General features: G+C 67.3%; 17 protein-coding genes. 8 read left to right on the top strand and 9 right to left on the bottom strand.

Annotated elements, in window-relative coordinates; translation table 11 throughout:
* Positions 1 to 46: 46 nt before the first annotated feature.
* On the top strand, positions 47 to 184 hold the full coding sequence (locus BMZ70_RS28375) for a hypothetical protein (RefSeq protein WP_165403466.1): 138 nt from the start codon (positions 47 to 49) through the stop codon (positions 182 to 184).
* 1 nt (position 185) lies between these two features.
* On the opposite strand, the gene BMZ70_RS15745 is transcribed toward BMZ70_RS28375, so the two are convergent.
* On the bottom strand, positions 186 to 623 hold the full coding sequence (locus BMZ70_RS15745) for an Mpo1 family 2-hydroxy fatty acid dioxygenase (protein ID WP_092276130.1): 438 nt from the start codon (positions 621 to 623) through the stop codon (positions 186 to 188).
* A gap of 74 nt (positions 624 to 697) precedes the next feature.
* On the opposite strand from BMZ70_RS15745, the gene BMZ70_RS15740 reads away from it, so the two are divergent.
* Entirely contained in the window at positions 698 to 1,204 is a 507-nt protein-coding gene (locus BMZ70_RS15740) for a DNA-deoxyinosine glycosylase (protein ID WP_092276127.1), read from the top strand.
* Here the strand turns inward: BMZ70_RS15740 and BMZ70_RS15735 are convergent.
* The 5 genes from BMZ70_RS15735 to BMZ70_RS15715 all read right to left on the bottom strand — a co-directional run bounded on the left by BMZ70_RS15735 (position 1,182) and on the right by BMZ70_RS15715 (position 7,996).
* Positions 1,182 to 1,892 (bottom strand): GNAT family N-acetyltransferase, encoded by a 711-nt coding sequence (locus BMZ70_RS15735; RefSeq protein WP_229205421.1) that lies wholly within the window; start codon positions 1,890 to 1,892, stop codon positions 1,182 to 1,184. The genes BMZ70_RS15740 and BMZ70_RS15735 overlap by 23 nt on opposite strands.
* Before the next feature lie 7 nt (positions 1,893 to 1,899).
* The gene (locus BMZ70_RS15730) at positions 1,900 to 4,500 is read right to left on the bottom strand and encodes a BACON domain-containing protein (protein ID WP_092276124.1); all 2,601 of its coding nucleotides are present in this window, start codon (positions 4,498 to 4,500) and stop codon (positions 1,900 to 1,902) included.
* Positions 4,501 to 4,621: 121 nt separating this feature from the next.
* Entirely contained in the window at positions 4,622 to 5,821 is a 1,200-nt protein-coding gene (locus BMZ70_RS15725; protein WP_092276121.1) for a tetratricopeptide repeat protein, read from the bottom strand.
* Between the two features lie 118 nt (positions 5,822 to 5,939).
* Entirely contained in the window at positions 5,940 to 7,127 is a 1,188-nt protein-coding gene (locus BMZ70_RS15720) for a hypothetical protein (RefSeq protein ID WP_092276118.1), read from the bottom strand.
* A 5-nt stretch (positions 7,128 to 7,132) separates the two neighbouring features.
* Entirely contained in the window at positions 7,133 to 7,996 is an 864-nt protein-coding gene (locus BMZ70_RS15715; RefSeq protein WP_092276115.1) for an HDOD domain-containing protein, read from the bottom strand.
* A gap of 161 nt (positions 7,997 to 8,157) precedes the next feature.
* Here BMZ70_RS15715 and BMZ70_RS15710 point away from each other — a divergent pair, with 161 nt between their 5' ends.
* On the top strand, positions 8,158 to 8,754 hold the full coding sequence (locus BMZ70_RS15710) for a DNA-3-methyladenine glycosylase (protein ID WP_092276112.1): 597 nt from the start codon (positions 8,158 to 8,160) through the stop codon (positions 8,752 to 8,754).
* On the opposite strand, the gene BMZ70_RS15705 is transcribed toward BMZ70_RS15710, so the two are convergent.
* A complete protein-coding gene (locus tag BMZ70_RS15705; RefSeq protein ID WP_092276109.1) occupies positions 8,656 to 10,299 on the bottom strand; it encodes a methyl-accepting chemotaxis protein in 1,644 nt (547 codons plus the stop codon). The two genes, BMZ70_RS15710 and BMZ70_RS15705, sit on opposite strands and share 99 nt — an antisense overlap.
* A gap of 13 nt (positions 10,300 to 10,312) precedes the next feature.
* Positions 10,313 to 10,759, bottom strand: a complete 447-nt coding sequence (locus BMZ70_RS15700) for a cache domain-containing protein (protein ID WP_092276106.1) — start codon at positions 10,757 to 10,759, stop codon at positions 10,313 to 10,315.
* A 173-nt stretch (positions 10,760 to 10,932) separates the two neighbouring features.
* Here BMZ70_RS15700 and BMZ70_RS15695 point away from each other — a divergent pair, with 173 nt between their 5' ends.
* Genes BMZ70_RS15695 through BMZ70_RS15680 form a run of 4 tightly spaced genes read left to right on the top strand, consistent with a single transcriptional unit; the run spans position 10,933 to position 15,380 of the window.
* Positions 10,933 to 12,306: a KamA family radical SAM protein gene (locus BMZ70_RS15695; protein WP_229205420.1), complete on the top strand. Its 1,374-nt coding sequence runs from the start codon at positions 10,933 to 10,935 to the stop codon at positions 12,304 to 12,306.
* 9 nt (positions 12,307 to 12,315) lie between these two features.
* On the top strand, positions 12,316 to 13,578 hold the full coding sequence (locus BMZ70_RS15690; RefSeq protein WP_092276103.1) for an MFS transporter: 1,263 nt from the start codon (positions 12,316 to 12,318) through the stop codon (positions 13,576 to 13,578).
* 7 nt (positions 13,579 to 13,585) lie between these two features.
* On the top strand, positions 13,586 to 14,494 hold the full coding sequence (locus tag BMZ70_RS15685) for a 2OG-Fe(II) oxygenase (RefSeq protein ID WP_092276100.1): 909 nt from the start codon (positions 13,586 to 13,588) through the stop codon (positions 14,492 to 14,494).
* Positions 14,495 to 14,525: 31 nt separating this feature from the next.
* On the top strand, positions 14,526 to 15,380 hold the full coding sequence (locus tag BMZ70_RS15680; RefSeq protein WP_092276097.1) for a fumarylacetoacetate hydrolase family protein: 855 nt from the start codon (positions 14,526 to 14,528) through the stop codon (positions 15,378 to 15,380).
* Here the strand turns inward: BMZ70_RS15680 and BMZ70_RS15675 are convergent.
* Entirely contained in the window at positions 15,355 to 16,695 is a 1,341-nt protein-coding gene (locus tag BMZ70_RS15675) for an aspartate aminotransferase family protein (protein ID WP_092276094.1), read from the bottom strand. The two genes, BMZ70_RS15680 and BMZ70_RS15675, sit on opposite strands and share 26 nt — an antisense overlap.
* A gap of 117 nt (positions 16,696 to 16,812) precedes the next feature.
* Between BMZ70_RS15675 and BMZ70_RS15670 the strand changes: the two genes are divergently transcribed.
* Entirely contained in the window at positions 16,813 to 17,367 is a 555-nt protein-coding gene (locus BMZ70_RS15670; protein ID WP_092277890.1) for a carboxymuconolactone decarboxylase family protein, read from the top strand.
* The last annotated feature ends 29 nt before the right edge of the window (positions 17,368 to 17,396 follow it).

Below are 17,396 nucleotides of genomic sequence, written 5' to 3'. Positions count from 1 at the left end.
GTGAATGCACAGCTTGTTATTCTTATTCTCATTCCAGGAGAGCGTCATGAAGGCCCCGCTGCCAATCAAAGTCATCTCGCTGCTGGGCTATGTGGCACTGAGCACCGCGCTGGTGCTGATGCTCGCTGACGGGGAAATGCAGGGCGCGGCGCAGGCGCTGTTCGCCCACGCCTGGCTGCGCTGATTCAGTAGGCCCAGTGCAGGCGGCGGTACAGGAAACTCAGCACAAACAACGGTCCGATCAGCAGGAAGCGCAGGTCGTCGAAGAAGGACGGCTTCTTGCCTTCGATCTTGTGGCCGATGAACTGGCCGATCCAGGCCAGCACAAACACCGTGATCGACAGCGGCAGCACCGTGGCCGGCGGCAGCGCGGCCAGGATGGACAGCATCACGGCGGCCATCAACAGCATGCCCAGCGCGAACGGGCGCGACAGCTTGAAGTAGTACACCATCGCCGCCGCGCTGAAGGCCAGCGCCACCAGCGGGTGCAGCGACCATAGCAGGCCCAGCAAGGTGAACATGATGACCGGCACGCAGACGAAGTGGATCACTTCGTTGGTGGGATTGAGGTGGCTTTCGCTGTACTGGGCGAGCAGGGTGTCGATGGTGCGGTTTTCCGGCATGTTGGTCTCCAGGGCGTTATAGTTTTTAACGGCGAGTTATCGACTGCCCAACGATTCTACACCTACAATTTCGCATGACTGAAAATTTGCGCAAGCGCTGTTTCGACCCGGTGGTGGACCAGCGCACCCGTCTGCTGGTGCTGGGCAGCCTGCCCGGTGAAAAATCCCTCGCGGCCCAACAATACTATGCCAACCGGCAGAATAAATTCTGGCTGCTGATGTCGGCCGTGCTGGGCGTGGAGCTGGTAGCGCTCGACTACGAAGCGCGGCTGGCCACCTTGCTCGAGCACGGCGTGGGCCTGTGGGACGTGGTGGCCGAAGCCCACCGCCCCGGCAGCCTGGACAGCGCGATCCGCAACCGCGACGACAACGACCTGCCGGGCCTGCTGGCGCGCTATCCCGCCATCGACACGCTGGCCTTCAACGGCGGCACGGCCGCCAAGCTGGGCCGCAAAGTGCTGGGTGAACAAGCCGCGCGCTACCGCATCTTCGCGCTGCCGTCGAGCAGCCCGGCGCATACCCTGGCCTACGCCGCCAAGCTGGAAAGCTGGTTGCTCCTCAAGCCAGCGCTTGGCGGCTGATCACGCGAACGGTGGATTCGAGGTAGTCGTGGAAGCCCATGTTCAGGTAGAGCTGGTGGGCGGGGTTGTTGCGCATGACGTGCAGGAAGGAGCGTTCGCCGCGCGCGGCGTGGCGCTGCAACAGTTTGATGATCAGTTTTTTGGCCAGCCCGCGCCCCTGGTAGTCGGGATGGGTGCAGACGCCGCTGATTTCGCACAGGCCCGTGGCGCGCAGGCGTTCGCCTGCCATCGCCACCAGCCGCCCGCCGTCGAAGTGGCCGAAGTAGTCGCCCAGCTCGATGGTGCGGATGCCGAACGGCCCCGGCTTGCACAGCGTCGCCAGCGCCAGCGCCTGCGCCGCGTGTTCGGCGCGCAGCGGCACCGCGTCCGGCGCCGGGTCGGCGGCCGGCAGTGCGCCAGCGCCGGCGCCATCCCACAGCATGCGGAACATGGTGCTTTCGACCTCGATGTGCCAGCCCGGCGGCGCGGCGCCGCTCCAGCCGTCGCAGTAGAAGCGCTCGCCGCTGGCGCACCACGGCGCCAGCGCCGCCAGGTCCGGCTGCGCCGGATCGGCAAAGGCGATGATGGGCGAGAAGCCCTGGGTGTAGCGGCGCACGGCGTCGGTGCCGTCCGACCAGTGCCGGTGCGGGCCGTTCAGCGACGCCCAGAAGATGTTGCCGAGCTGCGCGTCGCGTTCCATGCCGTTCATGCGCCGTTCACGGCCCGATCGGCAGGAAGGTCACCACCTTGTCGTCGGTGATCGCCACCACCACCCAGCCGTCGCCCGAGACCGCCATCTGGCGCGGCAGCAGCTGTTTGCCGGTGGTGCTCAGCTTGTACTGCTGCAGGATCTTGGCGCCGGTGCTGTCGTACATATAGATGTCGCTGTTGCCGGGGCGCGCCGCGCCGCCGCAGAAGATGCGGCCGTCCAGCGCCACTTCGATGTTGTTGGCGGCGGCGTCGCCGATGGCCATGTAGCCGAGGATGGCCAGGTCGTTGCCGTTCATGATCACGCACGATTTCGCTGAGCTGGCGGCGCTGTAGACGCGGCTGCCGTCGGCGCTGATCCAGACGTCCTGGCCCAGGCTGCCGGGGCTGGTGTGGCTGGACGGCGCCAGCTTGGCGGCAAACAGGGTGCCGCCGCTGAGGGCGGCGTAGTCGATGCTGGCGCTGGTGTGCAGCACGCTGGCGTTGCCCTCGTCCTGCTGGATCACGCGCTTGCCGCTGCTGGTGGCCGCCAGCGTGCCGCCGCTCAGCGGCAGCACGCCGATGCGGGCCTGGGTTGAGGTCAGGAACAGCTGGCCGTCGCTGAGCAGCAGCATTTCGACGCCGTTCGGGCGGATCAGCTTGATGCGGGTGGCGGCGGTGCCGGGGCTGGCCAGCGGCAGCTGCTTGCTGATGGTGCGGGTGCTCAGGTTGACGGCGGTCAGGCGCGCATTGTCGATGTCGACCACGTACAGGGTGTCGCCGTTGGGCGTGACCGCCATGTCGCCGAGGTGGGCCGAGAAGCCAGTGATGCTGCTTTCCTTGAGGCCGGTGTACACATTGTAGACGTCGATCACGGCGCCGCCGTTGTGCAGGTAGGCGTACGGCCGCGCCGGGTCGGTGGCGACGTTGCTGTAGGGCAGGGCGGCGGTGCTGGCGGCCGACGGCGCGGCCGCGCCTTTCCACAGCGCCACGCGGATCACTTCCGGCGCGCTGGCGTCGGGATCGGACGGCGTGACGGTGATGGTGGCGGTGCTCAGGGTGTCGCTCAGCAGCTGGCTCGGGTCGGCGGTCAGGATCAGCTTGTCGGCGCTGACGCCCACCACCAGCCACGACTGGTCGCTGCTGGCGCTCATGCCGCCGAAGCTGCCGTAGTTGTCGGCCACGCTGATGATGCGGGTCAGGCGGCTCCAGCCCGGCGTGCTGACGAAGGGCACGGCGGTCTCGGCCGGCAGCAGCTTGTGCTGGTCCTTGTTAATCGCCAGCAGCACCGGCGTCACCACGGTGTCGCCATTGATGGTGGCGCCCGGCGTCAGCAGGGCCGTGCTGATGCCGGTGGCGGCGTTGGCCGGCTTGGCCTTGAAGGTGATGCTGGCGCCGGCCGCGTTGACGGTGCCGGCGGTGGCGGTCGCGGTGGCCCAGGCCGGCACGAGGGGGAGGTTCCACGGCCAGCTCAGGGTGCCGGTGTTGAGGCTGAGCTTGAGATCCTGGCCGCTGCCGAAGTCGCGGCCATAGGTGCCGCCCAGGGTGATGGTCGACTGCGAGGTGGCCAGCGTGGCCTTGCTCAGGTTGAGCGTTACCGGCAGGGTGCGCGTGGTGAGTCCGGCCGGCACGATGGTGATGACGCCGGTGTGGGTGCCGCTGGCCAGCGGGCCCACGCTCGGGTTCACGGTCAGCACGGTGGTGGCCGGGGTGGCGCCAGCGGTTGGCGACAAGCTGAGCCAGCCGACGTTGCTGCTGGCGGTCCAGCTGGCGCTGTTCTTGGTGTCGGTGTCCAGGCTGACCACCTGGGTCGGGATCGGCGCGCCGTTGATGGCGCTGAAGGTCATGCTGTTGCTGCCCAGGACCAGGCCCGGCGGCAGCACGGTCAGCACGGCCGGCAGCGTCAGGGTCAGGTTGTCGTTGGAGCTGATGCTGACGCTGCTGGTGTAGCTGCCTTGCGCCAGGCCGGTGGCGTCGTAGCTGACGGTCAGGCTGGCGTCGCCGGTGCCGCTGGCGGCGCTGAGCTTGAGCCAGCCGGCGCCGCTGCTGGCGGTCCAGCTGCGGCCGGTGGCGGCGATCGCCACGCTGACCGGGGCCGGGGCGGCGGCGCCGTTTTGCGCGCTGGCGTTGAGCGGCATGGCCGGGGTGGCGCTGAAGGTGGCGCTGCCGGCCGGCAGCACGGTGAGGTCGTAGGGCAGCGCCACCGGCGAGCCGGGGAACTGGCTGGCGCAGGCGCTGTCCTTGCACAGGCGCACGCTGAAGCTGCCCTTGTAGTTGCCGGCCGCCAGCGTCGGCGCCGACAGCAGCACGGCGTGGTACTGGCTGTCGCTGTCGCGCACCACGCTCGAGGTCGGGAGGATGACGTTGTTGCTGTCGGTGATGGTGGCAAACACGGTGGCGCCGCTGAAGTCGGCCGGGCGGGCCACGGCGGCGATCACGTTCATGGTCAGCGAGGTGCCGGCCAGGGCGCTGGCGGTAATGGTGGATGGGGTGAAGGTGAGCGCCGGGCTGGCGTTGGGCGTGGTGCCGCCGCCACTGCTGCCGCCTCCACCGCCACCGCCGCCGCAAGCGGTCAACAACGCGGCCAGAAAGAAGGGGATGGCGGCGCAGGCGGGCCTGAGTCTCAGCATGACGGAATCCTTGTGGTAAGAGCTGCTTAATTTACTTGCAATTGTTGCGTGTTCGCAACTAAGTGTCAAGCTTCAGCTTGTTTCAGCGTCTTGCAGCCCGTTTCAGCATACCACCGGATAGTCATTGCTTTGCGCGCTGCTGGGCCTCGTAGGCGCGGATGCGGTCCAGTTTGGCCGCGTACAGCTCGTGGTCGCCGCGCGTGGTGCTGTTGTTGACGGCCAAGGCCATGTGCTTGTCGGCCGCGCGCAGGTTGCCCAGCTGGTAGTTGGCCACCGCCAGCCAGAAGTGGAATTCATGGTAGTCGGGCACCCGCTCCAGTTCGCGTTCGAACATCTTGCGCGCGCGCGCGTAGTCGCCCAGCTTCATCGCTTCCTGCCCCAGGTGGAAGAAGTGGAACGGCGGGAACGGCTCCAGCTGGGCCAGGCGGGCGCGCAGCACGGCCGCTTCATCGAGCTTGTTCTCGGCTTCCAGCGATTGCGCCAGGTTGGCCAGGTAGATGGTGTTGTCGGGCGCTTGCGACAGCGCGTAGCGCAGCGCCTGCTCGGCGGCGTCCTGGTTGCCGTGGTGCTGGTAGATCACGCCCAGGGTGTTGTAGGCGTTGAGGAACAGCGGGTCGACCTCGGCCGCCTTGCGCGCCGACCAGTAGGCGTCGTCGACCTTGCCCGCCGCCAGCAGTTCGGCGGCGCGGTTGTTGAGGAACATGGCGATGATGGTGGTCTCTGTCAGCGGGGTGGCGTTTTCGCGCGCCTTGGGCGGCACCGGGATGAAGTCCACCGTCAGCGAGTTGGCGCCGTCGGTGTTGTAGCTGGCGTTGTAGGGATTGCTGCTGCGCTGGCGGCCCAGCGCCAGGTTGACGTGGTTGCTGGCGAAGTAGAGGTTGCCGGCGCGGCTCCACACTTCGTCGACCTGGATTTGCTGGAACTGCACCGGCAGGTTGAGCTCGCGCGCCAGGGCGGCGGTCATGATGGCCAGCGACAGGCAGTTGCCGGCGCGCGCCTCGAAGGTCTGGGCGGCGTTGCGGGTGACGGCGGAGTCGTATTCGAGCTGCAGCTTGTCGCGCCGGTAGAGGGCATCGAACAGCTGGCGGCGCACATCCTTGCCGTTGCCGGGACTGCCGATTTCGTGCTGCACGTAGGCGCGCATGGCCGGGCTGATGGCAAACACGCTGTCGGTGTCGACCGGCGCGCTGGATGGCTGGAACAACTGGTCGTGGAACAGCTGCTGCCTGGGCGCTTGGTGCGCCACCGGTTGGCTGGCGCAGCCGCCGAGGAAGGCTGCGGCGCACAGCGCCGTGCCAATGATGCGGGCCCATGATGTCATGACTGTCTCCCTTTGCTGCGGAGCACAAGGCCTGCACCGCACCAGGCTGCGGAATCTGCGTCCCGCGTGCAGGAAAGTATCCTCGGCTCGCGGGTGGCTGTCAAACAAGAAATCGCTTTCAGTCCAGCGGATCTTCCGAGACGGAAATATCGGTCAGGCCGAGGCTGGCGAGGGCGTCGGCCAGGTCGTCCAGCGCCAGGGCGAGGTCGGCGGCCGGGTCGTGCGGCTTGGCGGCCGTGGCCAGCACCGCGCCGCCCTGCGACAGCTCGACCAGCAGCAGCGGCTGGTCGTCGTCCTCGGACGGCGCGATCACCGCTTGCACGGCGGCCGGGTCGTGGCCGGCCAGCGCCTGGTTCAGTTCGGACAGCAGGTGCAGCATGTCGTATTCGGACTGGGCCTGGGCGCGGGCGCCGAAGAACAGGTCCTGGTACTGGAAGCTCAGGCTCAGCGCCGGATCGGCGCCGCGCGCGCGGCCCAGGCAGCGCGCCACCAGCGGCGCGTACTGCTCGGTCCACTTCTGGTACGCCTCGGCGCGCTTGGCGAAGTAGGCGTCGGCGGCTTTCTCGCCGGCCGGCACCTTGTAGAACGGATCGTCGGCGCGTTTCAGCGCGAAGCCGAGCAGGTAGCGCAGTTCGACCGCGCTGTCGTCCGGGCCGAAGGCGGTGGCCGACCAGCCGTGCTTCATGCTGCGCTCGAGCGCCGGCGCGGCGGCGATTTTTTTCTCGGTCAGCGAGTGCGCCGCTTCGCGCAGCATGGCGTGCAGCTGGCCGTAGCTGATGCGCTCGACTTCGCCGGCGTCGTAGGCGTGGCTGACCAGCACCACCTTGGCCATGCTGCTTTCGAGGCCGGCGTCGGTGAAGCTGGCCAGCAGCGCCTCGTAGGCCTCGCTGTCCTGGAAGTCAAAGGCCGGGTCGAGGCCGCCCTGGCTGCGCACGAACACCGGAATGGCGAAGGCGTCGATTTCCATTTCCGGCGCGTCCTCGCGGCGCAGCAGCAGGTTGGCGGCGCCGTCCTCGATGGCGCTGCGCAGGTAGCGGTAGCCGTCGGTGGATTCTTCGCGCGCCAGTTCGACGGCGCCGTACAGCACTTCATCCTTGCCCTGCGCCAGCAGGCGGCGCAGCAGGCGCTGGAAGTCGAGGTGCTTCTGCTTCAGTTCGTCGCGGGTGCTGGCGGCAACGATGTCGGCGCCGGCCGATTCGTCGGCCAGATCCAGCGCGAGGCTGAACAGCTCGTGGGTATTCTGTTCGTCTTTGACTTCAGGGGAATTGGCGGATTTGCGCGGAACCGGGCGCTTATTTTTCGGCATGCTTCTTATCGTTCGGTGTGGAAGGTTTCGTTGAGCTCTTCGAGCAGGTCTTCGGTTTCGTCCTCGGTCAGGCCGAGGTGGCGGCAGGCGGCGTCGCCGCCTTTTTCCCATTCATAGCTGCTGCGCCCGTGCAGGCGCTGGATGCCTTTTTCGGCCAGCACCGACAGCGCCACCAGCGAGCGGATGGCGTCGTCGGTGGACGGGTCGTCCAGCACGCGGTAGTCGTGGTGCAGCAGGATGGCCCACGAGACGTCGGGCGACAGGCCCCAGTTGCGCGCCAGCAGGCAGCCGATGGCGGCATGATTGGTGCTGTAGCGCTGGTCTTCGATGGTGGTAAACAGCTGGCCGGCGTCGTTGCAGGCCTGCTCGTAGGTGTCGGCATAGTCGGCGAAGCGGTTCATCAGCAGCGGCACGCCGATGTCGCAGAACAGGCCGAAGGTGTGGGCGATGTCGGGCGGGGCGATGCGCAGCTTGCGCGAGGTGAACACCAGCGCCTGGGCGCGGCGCGCCGACACTTCCCAGAAGGCGTTGAGGTCGGCCTCGTTGCCGTCGATGGCCTGGCGCGCCAGCAGCCCGGTGAGCAGGGCCGCGCACTGGTTGATGCCGAGGAAATTGATCGCCTGCTCGACCGACTTGGCCTTGCGCGCGGCGCCGAAGAACGGCGAATTGGCCAGCTTGAGCAGGGCACCGGACATGCCGACGTCGTTGCCGATGATGCGGGCGATGTTGCGCGGCGACGGGTCGTCCCTGGCCAGCTCGCGCTGCAGGTCGACGAGCAGGCTGGGCCGAGGCGGAATCCGGATGGAGCGCATCAAAGCGTCTTCCACCGCGTTTTCGGTTGGCAAGGCTGGGGCAGCTACTGTCGTCATTGTGAATTCGGGGTCGGGGCAATCGTACCCTCGATTATCGCCGGATACGGCGGGCACAGGCGTGAATTTGTGGCGATTTTCTGTGCACTGAACCATATTTTCGCGGTTATTGCCGTGAATCGATATGGTTTTGTCACGATTTGAGCGATTAGAATACTGACATGATGATGGATCTGGCAGGTATTGATTTCAGCGCGCCCTCGCCCGAGGTGGCGCGCCAACTGATCGGCGTGACGCTGCTGGTGGACGGCGTCGGCGGCCGCATAGTCGAGACCGAGGCCTACGACGCCAGCGAGCCGGCCTCGCATTGCTACATCGGCCAGACCGAGCGCAATTTCTCGATGTTCGGGCCGCCGGGGCGCAGCTATGTGTACCGCTCGCATGGCTTGCACTGGTGCCTGAATTTCGTCTGCCGGGAACAGGGGCATGGCGCCGGGGTGCTGATCCGGGCGCTGGAGCCGCTGGCCGATCCCGCCGGGCTGGCGCGCATGCGCGAACGGCGCGGCCTCGACGAGGTGCGCTTGCTGTGTTCCGGGCCGGGACGGCTGGCGCAGGCGCTGGGCGTGACGCGCGCGCATAACAACCTGCCGCTCGATGCGCCGCCGTTCCTGCTGCTGCCGCGCGCGCATGAGCATGAGGCGCAGGTGCAGATGCAGGTGCTAGCCGGCACGCGCATCGGCATCTCGAAGGCGGTGGAACTGCCGTGGCGATTCGTGGAAGCCGGCTCGCGTTTTCTGAGCAAGCCCCACCGGCGATGATGGCTCCAGCTTGAACACCGACACCGCCTGCGACAGCTGGCCGGACTGCTCCTGCAGGCTGGCGGCGGCAGCGGCGGCCTGCTCGACCAGCGCGGCATTCTGCTGCGTCACATCGTCCATCTGACCCACCGCTTGATTGACTTCGGCGATGCCCTGCGCCTGCTCGGCGCTGGCGGCGCTGATGCGGGCGATGATGTCGTTCACCTGCCGCACGGCGGCCACGATGCCGCCCATGCGTTCGCCGGCCTGCTGCACGGTGGCGCTGCCGCTGTCGATGGTGGCGACCGAGGCGGCGATCAGGGTTTTGATTTCTTTGGCGGCGGCGGCCGAGCGCTGTGCCAGCGTGCGCACCTCGCTGGCCACCACCGCGAAGCCGCGTCCCTGCTCGCCGGCGCGCGCCGCTTCGACGGCGGCGTTCAAGGCCAGGATATTGGTCTGGAACGAGATGCCGTCGATGACGGCGATGATGTCGACGATCTGGCGCGAGCTGGCGCGGATCGAGGCCATCGTCTGCACCGCGTCCTCCATCGCCGCGCCGCCGTGCTGCGCCAGGTCGCTGGCGCCGGCCGCCAGCTGGCAGGCCTCGCGCGCGTTGGCGGCGTTGGCTTGCACCGCCTGCGTCAGGGTGTTCATGGCGCTGGCGGTTTGTTCGAGCGAACTGGCTTGCATCTCGGTGCGGGTGGACAGATCGAGATTGCCGGTGGCGATTTCGCGCGCGGCGGTGTCGATCGAATGCACGGCGCCGAGGATGGTGGTCAGCGTCTGCGTCAGGTTGGCCATCGTCTGGTCCAGCATGCGCGCGGTGTCGGCGATTTCGTCGCGGCCGTGGTTGCGACGGCCGGCGGCCAGGCGGCCCGCCGCCAGCGCCATCACCACCTCGGCGATGGCGCGGATGTCGCGCAGCATGGCGCCGCGCACCGCCATCGTCACGCCCAGCGACAGCGCGATCGACAGCAGCACCATGACGGCCATCGTGGTGTTGAGCGTGTGGAAGTCGGCCTTGGCTTGCGCGTGCGCCTGCTCGCTGAGTTTTTTCTCCAGCGCCGACAGCTGCGCCAGTTGTTCGTTCAGCAGCAGGAACTGCTTTTCCGCGATGGCCATCGAATTGGTGGCGATGCTCTGGTCCATCTGCGCCATGTCCATCGTCTGCAGCACGGCCTTGCGGTAGGCGGCCAGTGCCTGCAGCGACTGGGCGACGATCTGGCGCTCGCCGGCGTCGGCCAGCGCGTCGAGCGCGCGCAGCTGGTCGTCGATGGCGGCGTGGCGTGATTTGATCTCGCGCGACAGCGCGTCGAGGCGGGACTGGGCGAAGCTGCCGTTGACCCACGCCAGCAGCTGGTAGATGTGGGCGTGGGCGTAGCGCGCTTCGCCGCTGACGTCGGCGGCGGTTTTCAGTCGCGCCGCGCGCACCTGCACCAGGTTTTCCAGCGAGGCGTTCTGGCGCACCATGCCGACGTAGGCCGCGCCGGCGGTGGCAATCAGCAGCACCAGCACCAGCAGGGGCGCCAGCAGCAGTTTGGGACCGATACGCAGTTGGTTCAGCATGATGCGCCTCTCGCTATTTTTTGTAGATGCCGGCTTCCAGCACCACGTCGCCGACGCGCAGGATGTAGGTGGTCTTGGGTTCGATCTTGCCAGTGGTGGGATTCTTGTACTGGTAGTCGACCCAGCCGTGGCCTTTTTTGGCGGCCAGCTCGATGATCTCGCGCCGGTACTTCTTGCCGTTGGCGTCGGGGATGTCGGTCAGGTCCTTGCCGACGATGGACGGGTTGACCGGATGCGCCAGCACGATGCCGGTCTTGATGTCGCGCACGTCGACGTACAAGGAGCCTTGCAGGTAGTCGGGGTCCTTGCTGGTGATTTTCTTGAGGAAGGCGTCCTGGCCGTTGGCCTTGATGAAGGCGGCGCCTTTTTCGGCCATCGCGATGGCGTCTTTCTCGGTCGGGTCGCTGGCGTAGGCCGAGGCAGCGGCGGCCAGCAAAATGGCGGTGAGCAGGGTTTTCATGGGGGGCTCCTGTGTGATGAGTAGGCGCTATGAACTGTACGTGGCTGGCGCGGGCGCGAATTGCGCTGGCGCAAGCTCAGGAACATTTCCGTCCGTCAGTTGATGCGCGGCAATCCGGCCGCCGCCGCGCGGCCTAGCATGGAGTTTTCTGACCCACCCAAGGAAACCTCGCAATGGATACGCCAAAATTCAAACCGTTCATACGACAGACCATTTCGCACTCGCGCCAATGGGAGTGGATCCCGCCGGATTTGCAGGAGGCGGTGCAGGTGGTGTCGCACGTGCTGCCGTTCCGCACCAACGAGTATGTGCTCGATCATTTGATCGACTGGAACAACATCCCGGACGATCCGATTTACCGTTTGACCTTCCCGCACCGCGACATGCTGGCGCCGGACGACTACGCGCGGCTGAAGGAACTGGTGCTGGGCAAGGCCGACCAGCCGGCGCTGGTGGAGCTGGTGCGGCGCATCCGCATGCGCATGAATCCCCATCCGGCGGGGCAGATGACGCACAATGTGCCGCGCGTGAACGACGCGCCTTTGCGCGGCTTGCAGCACAAGTACAAGGAGACGGTGCTGTTCTTCCCGAGTGCGGGGCAGACCTGCCACGCCTACTGCACCTTCTGCTTCCGCTGGCCGCAGTTCGTCGGCATGGAGGATATGAAGTTCGACGCCAAGGAGTCGCACGAGCTGGCGGCTTACCTGCGCATGCATCCGGAGGTGACCGATGTGCTGATCACCGGCGGCGATCCGCTGATCATGAATACGCGCTCGCTGGAAGCCTACATTGAGCCGTTGCTGGCGCCGGACCTGGCGCATATCCAGAATATCCGCATCGGCACCAAGTCGGTGGCGTATTGGCCGCAGCGTTTCGTGACGGACCGCGATGCCGATGATCTTCTGCGGCTGTTCGAGCGGGTGGTCGCCAGCGGCAAGAATATGGCGATCATGGGGCATTACAACCATGCAGTGGAACTGCGGCCGGCGATTGCGCAGCAGGCGGTCAAGCGCATCGTCGGCACCGGCGCGACCTTGCGCATGCAGGGGCCGTTGATCCGGCATATCAACGAGGATCCGGCGTCGTGGGCGGAGCTGTGGCAGACCGGCGTGCGGCTCGGCGCGATCCCGTACTACATGTTCGTCGAACGCGATACCGGGCCGCGCGAGTATTTCCAGTTGCCGCTGGCGCGCGCGCATGAGATTTTCCAGGCGGCGTACCAGATGGTGTCCGGCTTGTCGCGCACGGTGCGCGGGCCGTCGATGAGCGCTTTCCCCGGCAAGGTGGTGATCGACGGCATCGCGCAGATCGGCGGCGAGAAGGTGTTTGCCTTGCAGTTCCTGCAGGCGCGCAATGCGGACTGGGTGCGCAAGCCGTTTTATGCGAAGTTCGATCCGCATGCGACGTGGATGGACGAGCTGAAACCGGCGTTCGGCAAGGAGAAGTTTTTCTTCGAGGAGGAGGGCGGGGCGCGCAGCGAATTCGGCGCAGTGTCACACGAGGCGCCGGGATCGCGCAAGGTGATTCCACTGCATAGCGCGGCATAGGCGGGGACCATGCGCGATCAGACTGCCGAACCGCTCTCCGGCCGCGCGGTGTTTGTGCTGGTGTTTTTGCCGTTCGCGCTCGGGCACTTCTTATCGAGCCTGATGCGCACGGTGAATGCGACGCTGGCGCCGCAGCTGGTGGCGGCGCTGGCGCTCACGCCCGGCCAGCTTGGGCTGCTGACCAGCGCTTTCTTCCTGGCCTTTGCGCTGGCGCAGCTACCGGTCGGGATCGCGCTCGATCGCTGGGGACCGGCCAGGGTGCAACTGCCGATGCTGCTGCTGGCCGGCGTCGGCGCGCTGGCGTTTGCCGGCGGCCAGACGTTCTCGCAATTGCTGGTGGCGCGTGCGCTGATCGGGCTGGGACTCGGCGGCTGCTTCATGTCGGCGGTGAAGGCCATCTCCACCTGGATCGCGCCGGCGCGGCTGCCGTCGGTGCAGGGCTATCTGATCGCGGTCGGCGGCCTTGGCGCGGCGTCGGCCACGCTGCCGGTGCGCCTGGCGCTGCACTACATGGACTGGCGCGGGTTGTTTTTGTGGCTGGCCGCCGCCGCCGCGCTGACCGGCATTTTGATCCGCACGCTGCCGCCGCCGCAGCCGCCCGGCGCGCGCAAGACACCGTTGCTGGAGGCGATGCGCGCCGTGTACCGCCATCGTGCCTTCCGCGAGACGGCCGCGCTGGTGCTGATTCCGCACACGGTGTTCTTCGGCATCCAGGGCTTGTGGATCTCGCGCTGGCTGGGCGACGTGGCACGCTACAGCGAGGAGGCGGCCGGTTATCTGCTGTATCTCGGCATGGCGGCGGTGATCTTCGGCGCCATCGCGGTCGGCATGGTGACCGAGTGGGCCGGGCGGCGCGGCGTGGAGCCGATCCGCGTGGCGGCGGCCGGGGTGGCGCTGTTCATTGCGGTGCAAACGGGCTTTGTGTTCGACTGGCGGCCCAGCTATCAGTTGCTGTCGGTGCTGTTCACGCTGGTCGGCACGGTGACCGGCATCGAGTACACCATCGTCGCGCAAAGCCTGCCCGGCGCGCTGACCGGGCGTGCCGCCACCTGCCTCAATTTGCTGATCTTCCTCGGCGCGTTCGCGGTGCAGGCGGGCTTCGGGCTGGTGGTGGGCTGCTGGCGGCCGGATTTGCTGGGCCATTATCCGGCGCCGGCCTACCAGGCGGGGTTTGCGGCGCTGGTGTTGCTGCAGCTGCCCGGATTGCTGTGGTTTGTATGGCGGCGTGTGCGCAATCCGTTAGAATGGGTCTCCCATCCGACCCGCTCCTGATGATGCGATGACCCAACCTGACAATGCTTTTGCCTCGCTGCCGCTGACCTGGCGCAGCTGGATCACGGAAAACCTGGACCGCGGCTGCAGCCCGCTGGACATGGCCAACAGCATGGCGCGCTCCGGCCAGCACAGCATGGCGGCGGCGCGCGCGGCGATCGACGAGGCGCTGCGCCTGCGCGCCGGCGGCGCGGCCGGTGCGCAGACGGCGGCGGCAGCGGCAACGGCGCCGGACGTGGCCAGCGCGTTTTCGGCGCCGCGCGAAATGCCTTATATCGATGTCTCCAGCAACCGCATCGCCGCCCCCGACCGCGAGGTGGAGGTGCTGTTCGTGCTGAAAAAGCCGCAGGTGATCCTGCTGGGGAATGTGCTCAGCGACGAGGAGTGCGACGCCATCGTCGCTCATTGCGGCGCGCGCTACACCCGTTCCACGGTGACGGCGGAAGCCGACGGCGCCAGTGTGGTGCACGAGGGCCGCACCAGCGAGATGGCGTTCATCCAGCGCGGCGAGACCGAGGTGGCCGAGCGCATCGACCGCCGGCTGGCGGCGCTGGCGCACTGGTCGCCCGAATGCAGCGAGCCGTTCCAGCTGCAGAAGTACGGCAAGACGCAGGAGTACCGCCCGCACTACGACTGGCTCGATCCCGACAGCGCCGGCCACCGCGCGCACCTGGCGCGCGGCGGCCAGCGGCTGGCCACCTTCGTGCTGTACCTGTGCGACGTCGAGCAGGGCGGCGGCACGGTGTTTCCGCATCTCGGGCTGGAGGTGTTCCCGAAGAAGGGCAGCGCGCTGTGGTTCCTCAACACCGACAGCAACCACCAGCCGGACCCGCAAACGCTGCACGGCGGCGCGCCGGTGGTCAGCGGCACCAAGATCATCGCCAACAAGTGGCTGCGGCAGGAGCGCTACGGGTAGAATGTCGCCAACTTTTAATTTGAGGTGAAGTATGCGACTTGTACGTTATGGCCGTCCCGGCAAAGAAAAACCAGGCTTGATCGACGATGAGGGCAAGCTGCGAGCGCTGTCCGGCGTGATCGACGATATCGACGCCGCCACGCTGGCGCCGAAATCGCTGCGCAAGCTGGAGAAGATCGCGCACGCCTCGCTGCCGCTGGTGCGCGGCACGCCGCGCTTCGGTGTGCCGGTGGCGAAGGTGGGCAAGTTCATTTGCATCGGCCTCAATTACGCCGACCACGCGGCCGAAGCGGGCCTGCCGGCGCCGAAGGAGCCGATCGTGTTCATGAAGGCGATCAGCGCGCTCAATGGCCCGGACGATCCGATCATGCTGCCGCAAGGCTCGAAGAAGACCGATTGGGAAGTGGAGCTGGGCATCGTCATCGGCACGCGCGCGCAGTATGTGAGCGAGGCCGATGCGCACAAGTACATCGCCGGCTACACGGTGGTCAACGATGTGTCGGAGCGCGCGTATCAGCTCGAGCGCGGCGGCACCTGGGACAAGGGCAAGGGCTGCGATACTTTCGGCCCGGTCGGCCCGTGGCTGGTGACGCCGGAGGATATCTACGATGTGCAGGATCTGGATTTGTACCTGGAATTGAACGGCAAGCGTATGCAGACCGGGAATACCTCGACCATGATTTTCACGGTGGCGCAGATTGTCAGCTATCTGTCGAAGTTCATGACGCTGGAGCCGGGCGACGTGATCGCCACCGGCACGCCGCCGGGCGTGGGCATGGGCCGCAAGCCGCAGCGTTTCCTGAAGAAGGGCGATACGCTGCGCTTGGGGATTGCGGGTGTCGGCGAGCAGCAGGCGGACGTCATCGCCTGGAAAGCACAGAAGTAAGCGCTGATGTAACTGACTCCGCGAGGCGGCTGGTGATCTCTGCCAGCTCGGCCTCGCTGGCGATGAAGGGCGGCGCCAGCAGCACGTGGTCGCCGCGCCGGCCGTCGATGGTGCCGCCCATCGGGTAGACCATCAGGCCGCGCGCCATCGCTTCTTCCTTGATGCGCGCGTGCAGCCGCAGCGCCGGATCGAACGGCGCTTTGCTGTCGCGGTCGGCCACCAGTTCCAATCCCAGCAACAGCCCGCGTCCGCGTATGTCGCCCACGTGCGGATGTTCGCCGAACGCTTCGCGCAGCATGCGTCTTAGCGCTGCGCCACGCACGGTGACGCTGCCCAGCAGGTTGTCGCGCCGGATCACGTTCTGCACCGCCAGCGCGGCGGCGGCAGCGACCGGGTGGCCCATGTAGGTGTGGCCGTGCTGGAAGGCGCCGCTGCCGTCGCGCAGGCGCTGCACGATGTGGGCCCGCGCCAGCACCGCGCCGATCGGCTGGTAGCCGGCGCCCAGGCCTTTGCCCAGCACCACCAGGTCGGGCAGCACGCCTTCCTGTTCGAACGCGTACAGGGTGCCGCAGCGGCCCATGCCGCACATGACTTCATCGAGGATCAACAGCAGGCCGTACCGGTCGCACAGTTTGCGCACGCCGCGGAAGTAGCCGGGCGTGGGCGGCACCGCGCCGGCGGTCGCCCCGACCACGGTTTCGGCCACGAAGCCGATCACGTTTTCGGGGCCGGCGGCGAGGATGGCCTGTTCCAGTTCGCGCAGCAGGGCGGCGGTGTAGTCTTCGGTCGACTGGCCGTCGGCGCGCTCGCGGTATTCGTAGCAGGGCGCCACGCGCGGCACGTCGATCAGCAGCGGTGCGAACGGCGCGCGCCGCCATTCGTTGCCGCCCACGGCCAGCGCGCCGAGGGTGTTGCCGTGGTAGCTCTGGCGGCGCGCGATGAACACGCTGCGCTGCGGCTGGCCCGCTTCCAGCCAGTACTGGCGCGCCAGCTTGAGCGCGGTCTCCATCGCTTCCGAGCCGCCGGAGACCAGGTAGACGTGATCGAGGTCGCCCGGCGCGTCGGCCGCCAGCCGCGCCGCCAGTTGTTCGGCCGCCTCGCAGGTGAAGAAGGCGGTGTGGGCGTAGGCGTTGCGCTCGATCTGGGCGTGCATGGCGGCCAGCACGTCGGGATGGGCGTGGCCGAGCGAGGAGACGGCGGCGCCGCCGCTGGCGTCGAGGTAGGCGCGGCCGGTGCTGTCGGTGACGGTGATGCCGCTGGCGCGCACGGCGACCGGTGGCGGGCGATGCAGGTTGCGGTGGATGATGTGGCTCATGGTGCGTCCTTTCTGGAGGGGGCAGACTGTCCACGATAGCGGCGATCGGCTTGCGCGCTTTTGATTTATCCCGGAACATGGGCGAATATTTTCGCGGGAGGCAGCATGGAAGATCGCATGAAGGATCGATTAGGACCGATACCGTTTGCAGAGATGAGCGCGGCGCAGCAGGTGGCGGCGCAGGTGGTGATCGACGGCCCGCGCGGCGGCTTGTATGGGCCGTTCGTGCCCTTGATCCGTTCGCCGGAGCTGATGGGCGCGGCGCAGCAGATGGGCGAGTACCTGCGCTACCGCAGCGCCATCGGCACGCGCCTGACGGAGCTGGCGATCCTGGTGACGGCGCGCCACTGGAGCCAGCAGGTGGAGTGGGCGATCCACGCGCCGATTGCGCGCGATTACGGGATTGCGAAGGAGGTGATTGCGGCCATCGCGGCGCGTGAGCGGCCGGCGGCGTCGGCCTTGCTGGCCGATGAGGCGCTGGTGTATGAGTTCTGCGTGCAGCTGCACCAGCGGCAGCGGGTGGACGATGCGACCTACGCGGCGGCGCTGGCCGCGTTCGGCGAGCAGGGCGTGGTCGACCTGATGGGCATCAACGGCTATTACACGTTTCTGGCGATGGTGATGAACGCGGCGCAGACGGCGGCGCCGCCCTCCAGCGCGCCGCCACTGTAGCGCCCGTGTGCGATTGGAGGACCTGACCC

The sequence above is a fragment of the Duganella sp. CF402 genome (assembly GCF_900109645.1).
Taxonomy (GTDB): Bacteria; Pseudomonadota; Gammaproteobacteria; order Burkholderiales; family Burkholderiaceae_D; genus Rugamonas.
Note: the sequence above shows the minus strand (reverse complement) of the source record. Positions and strands in the feature narration are given on the sequence as shown.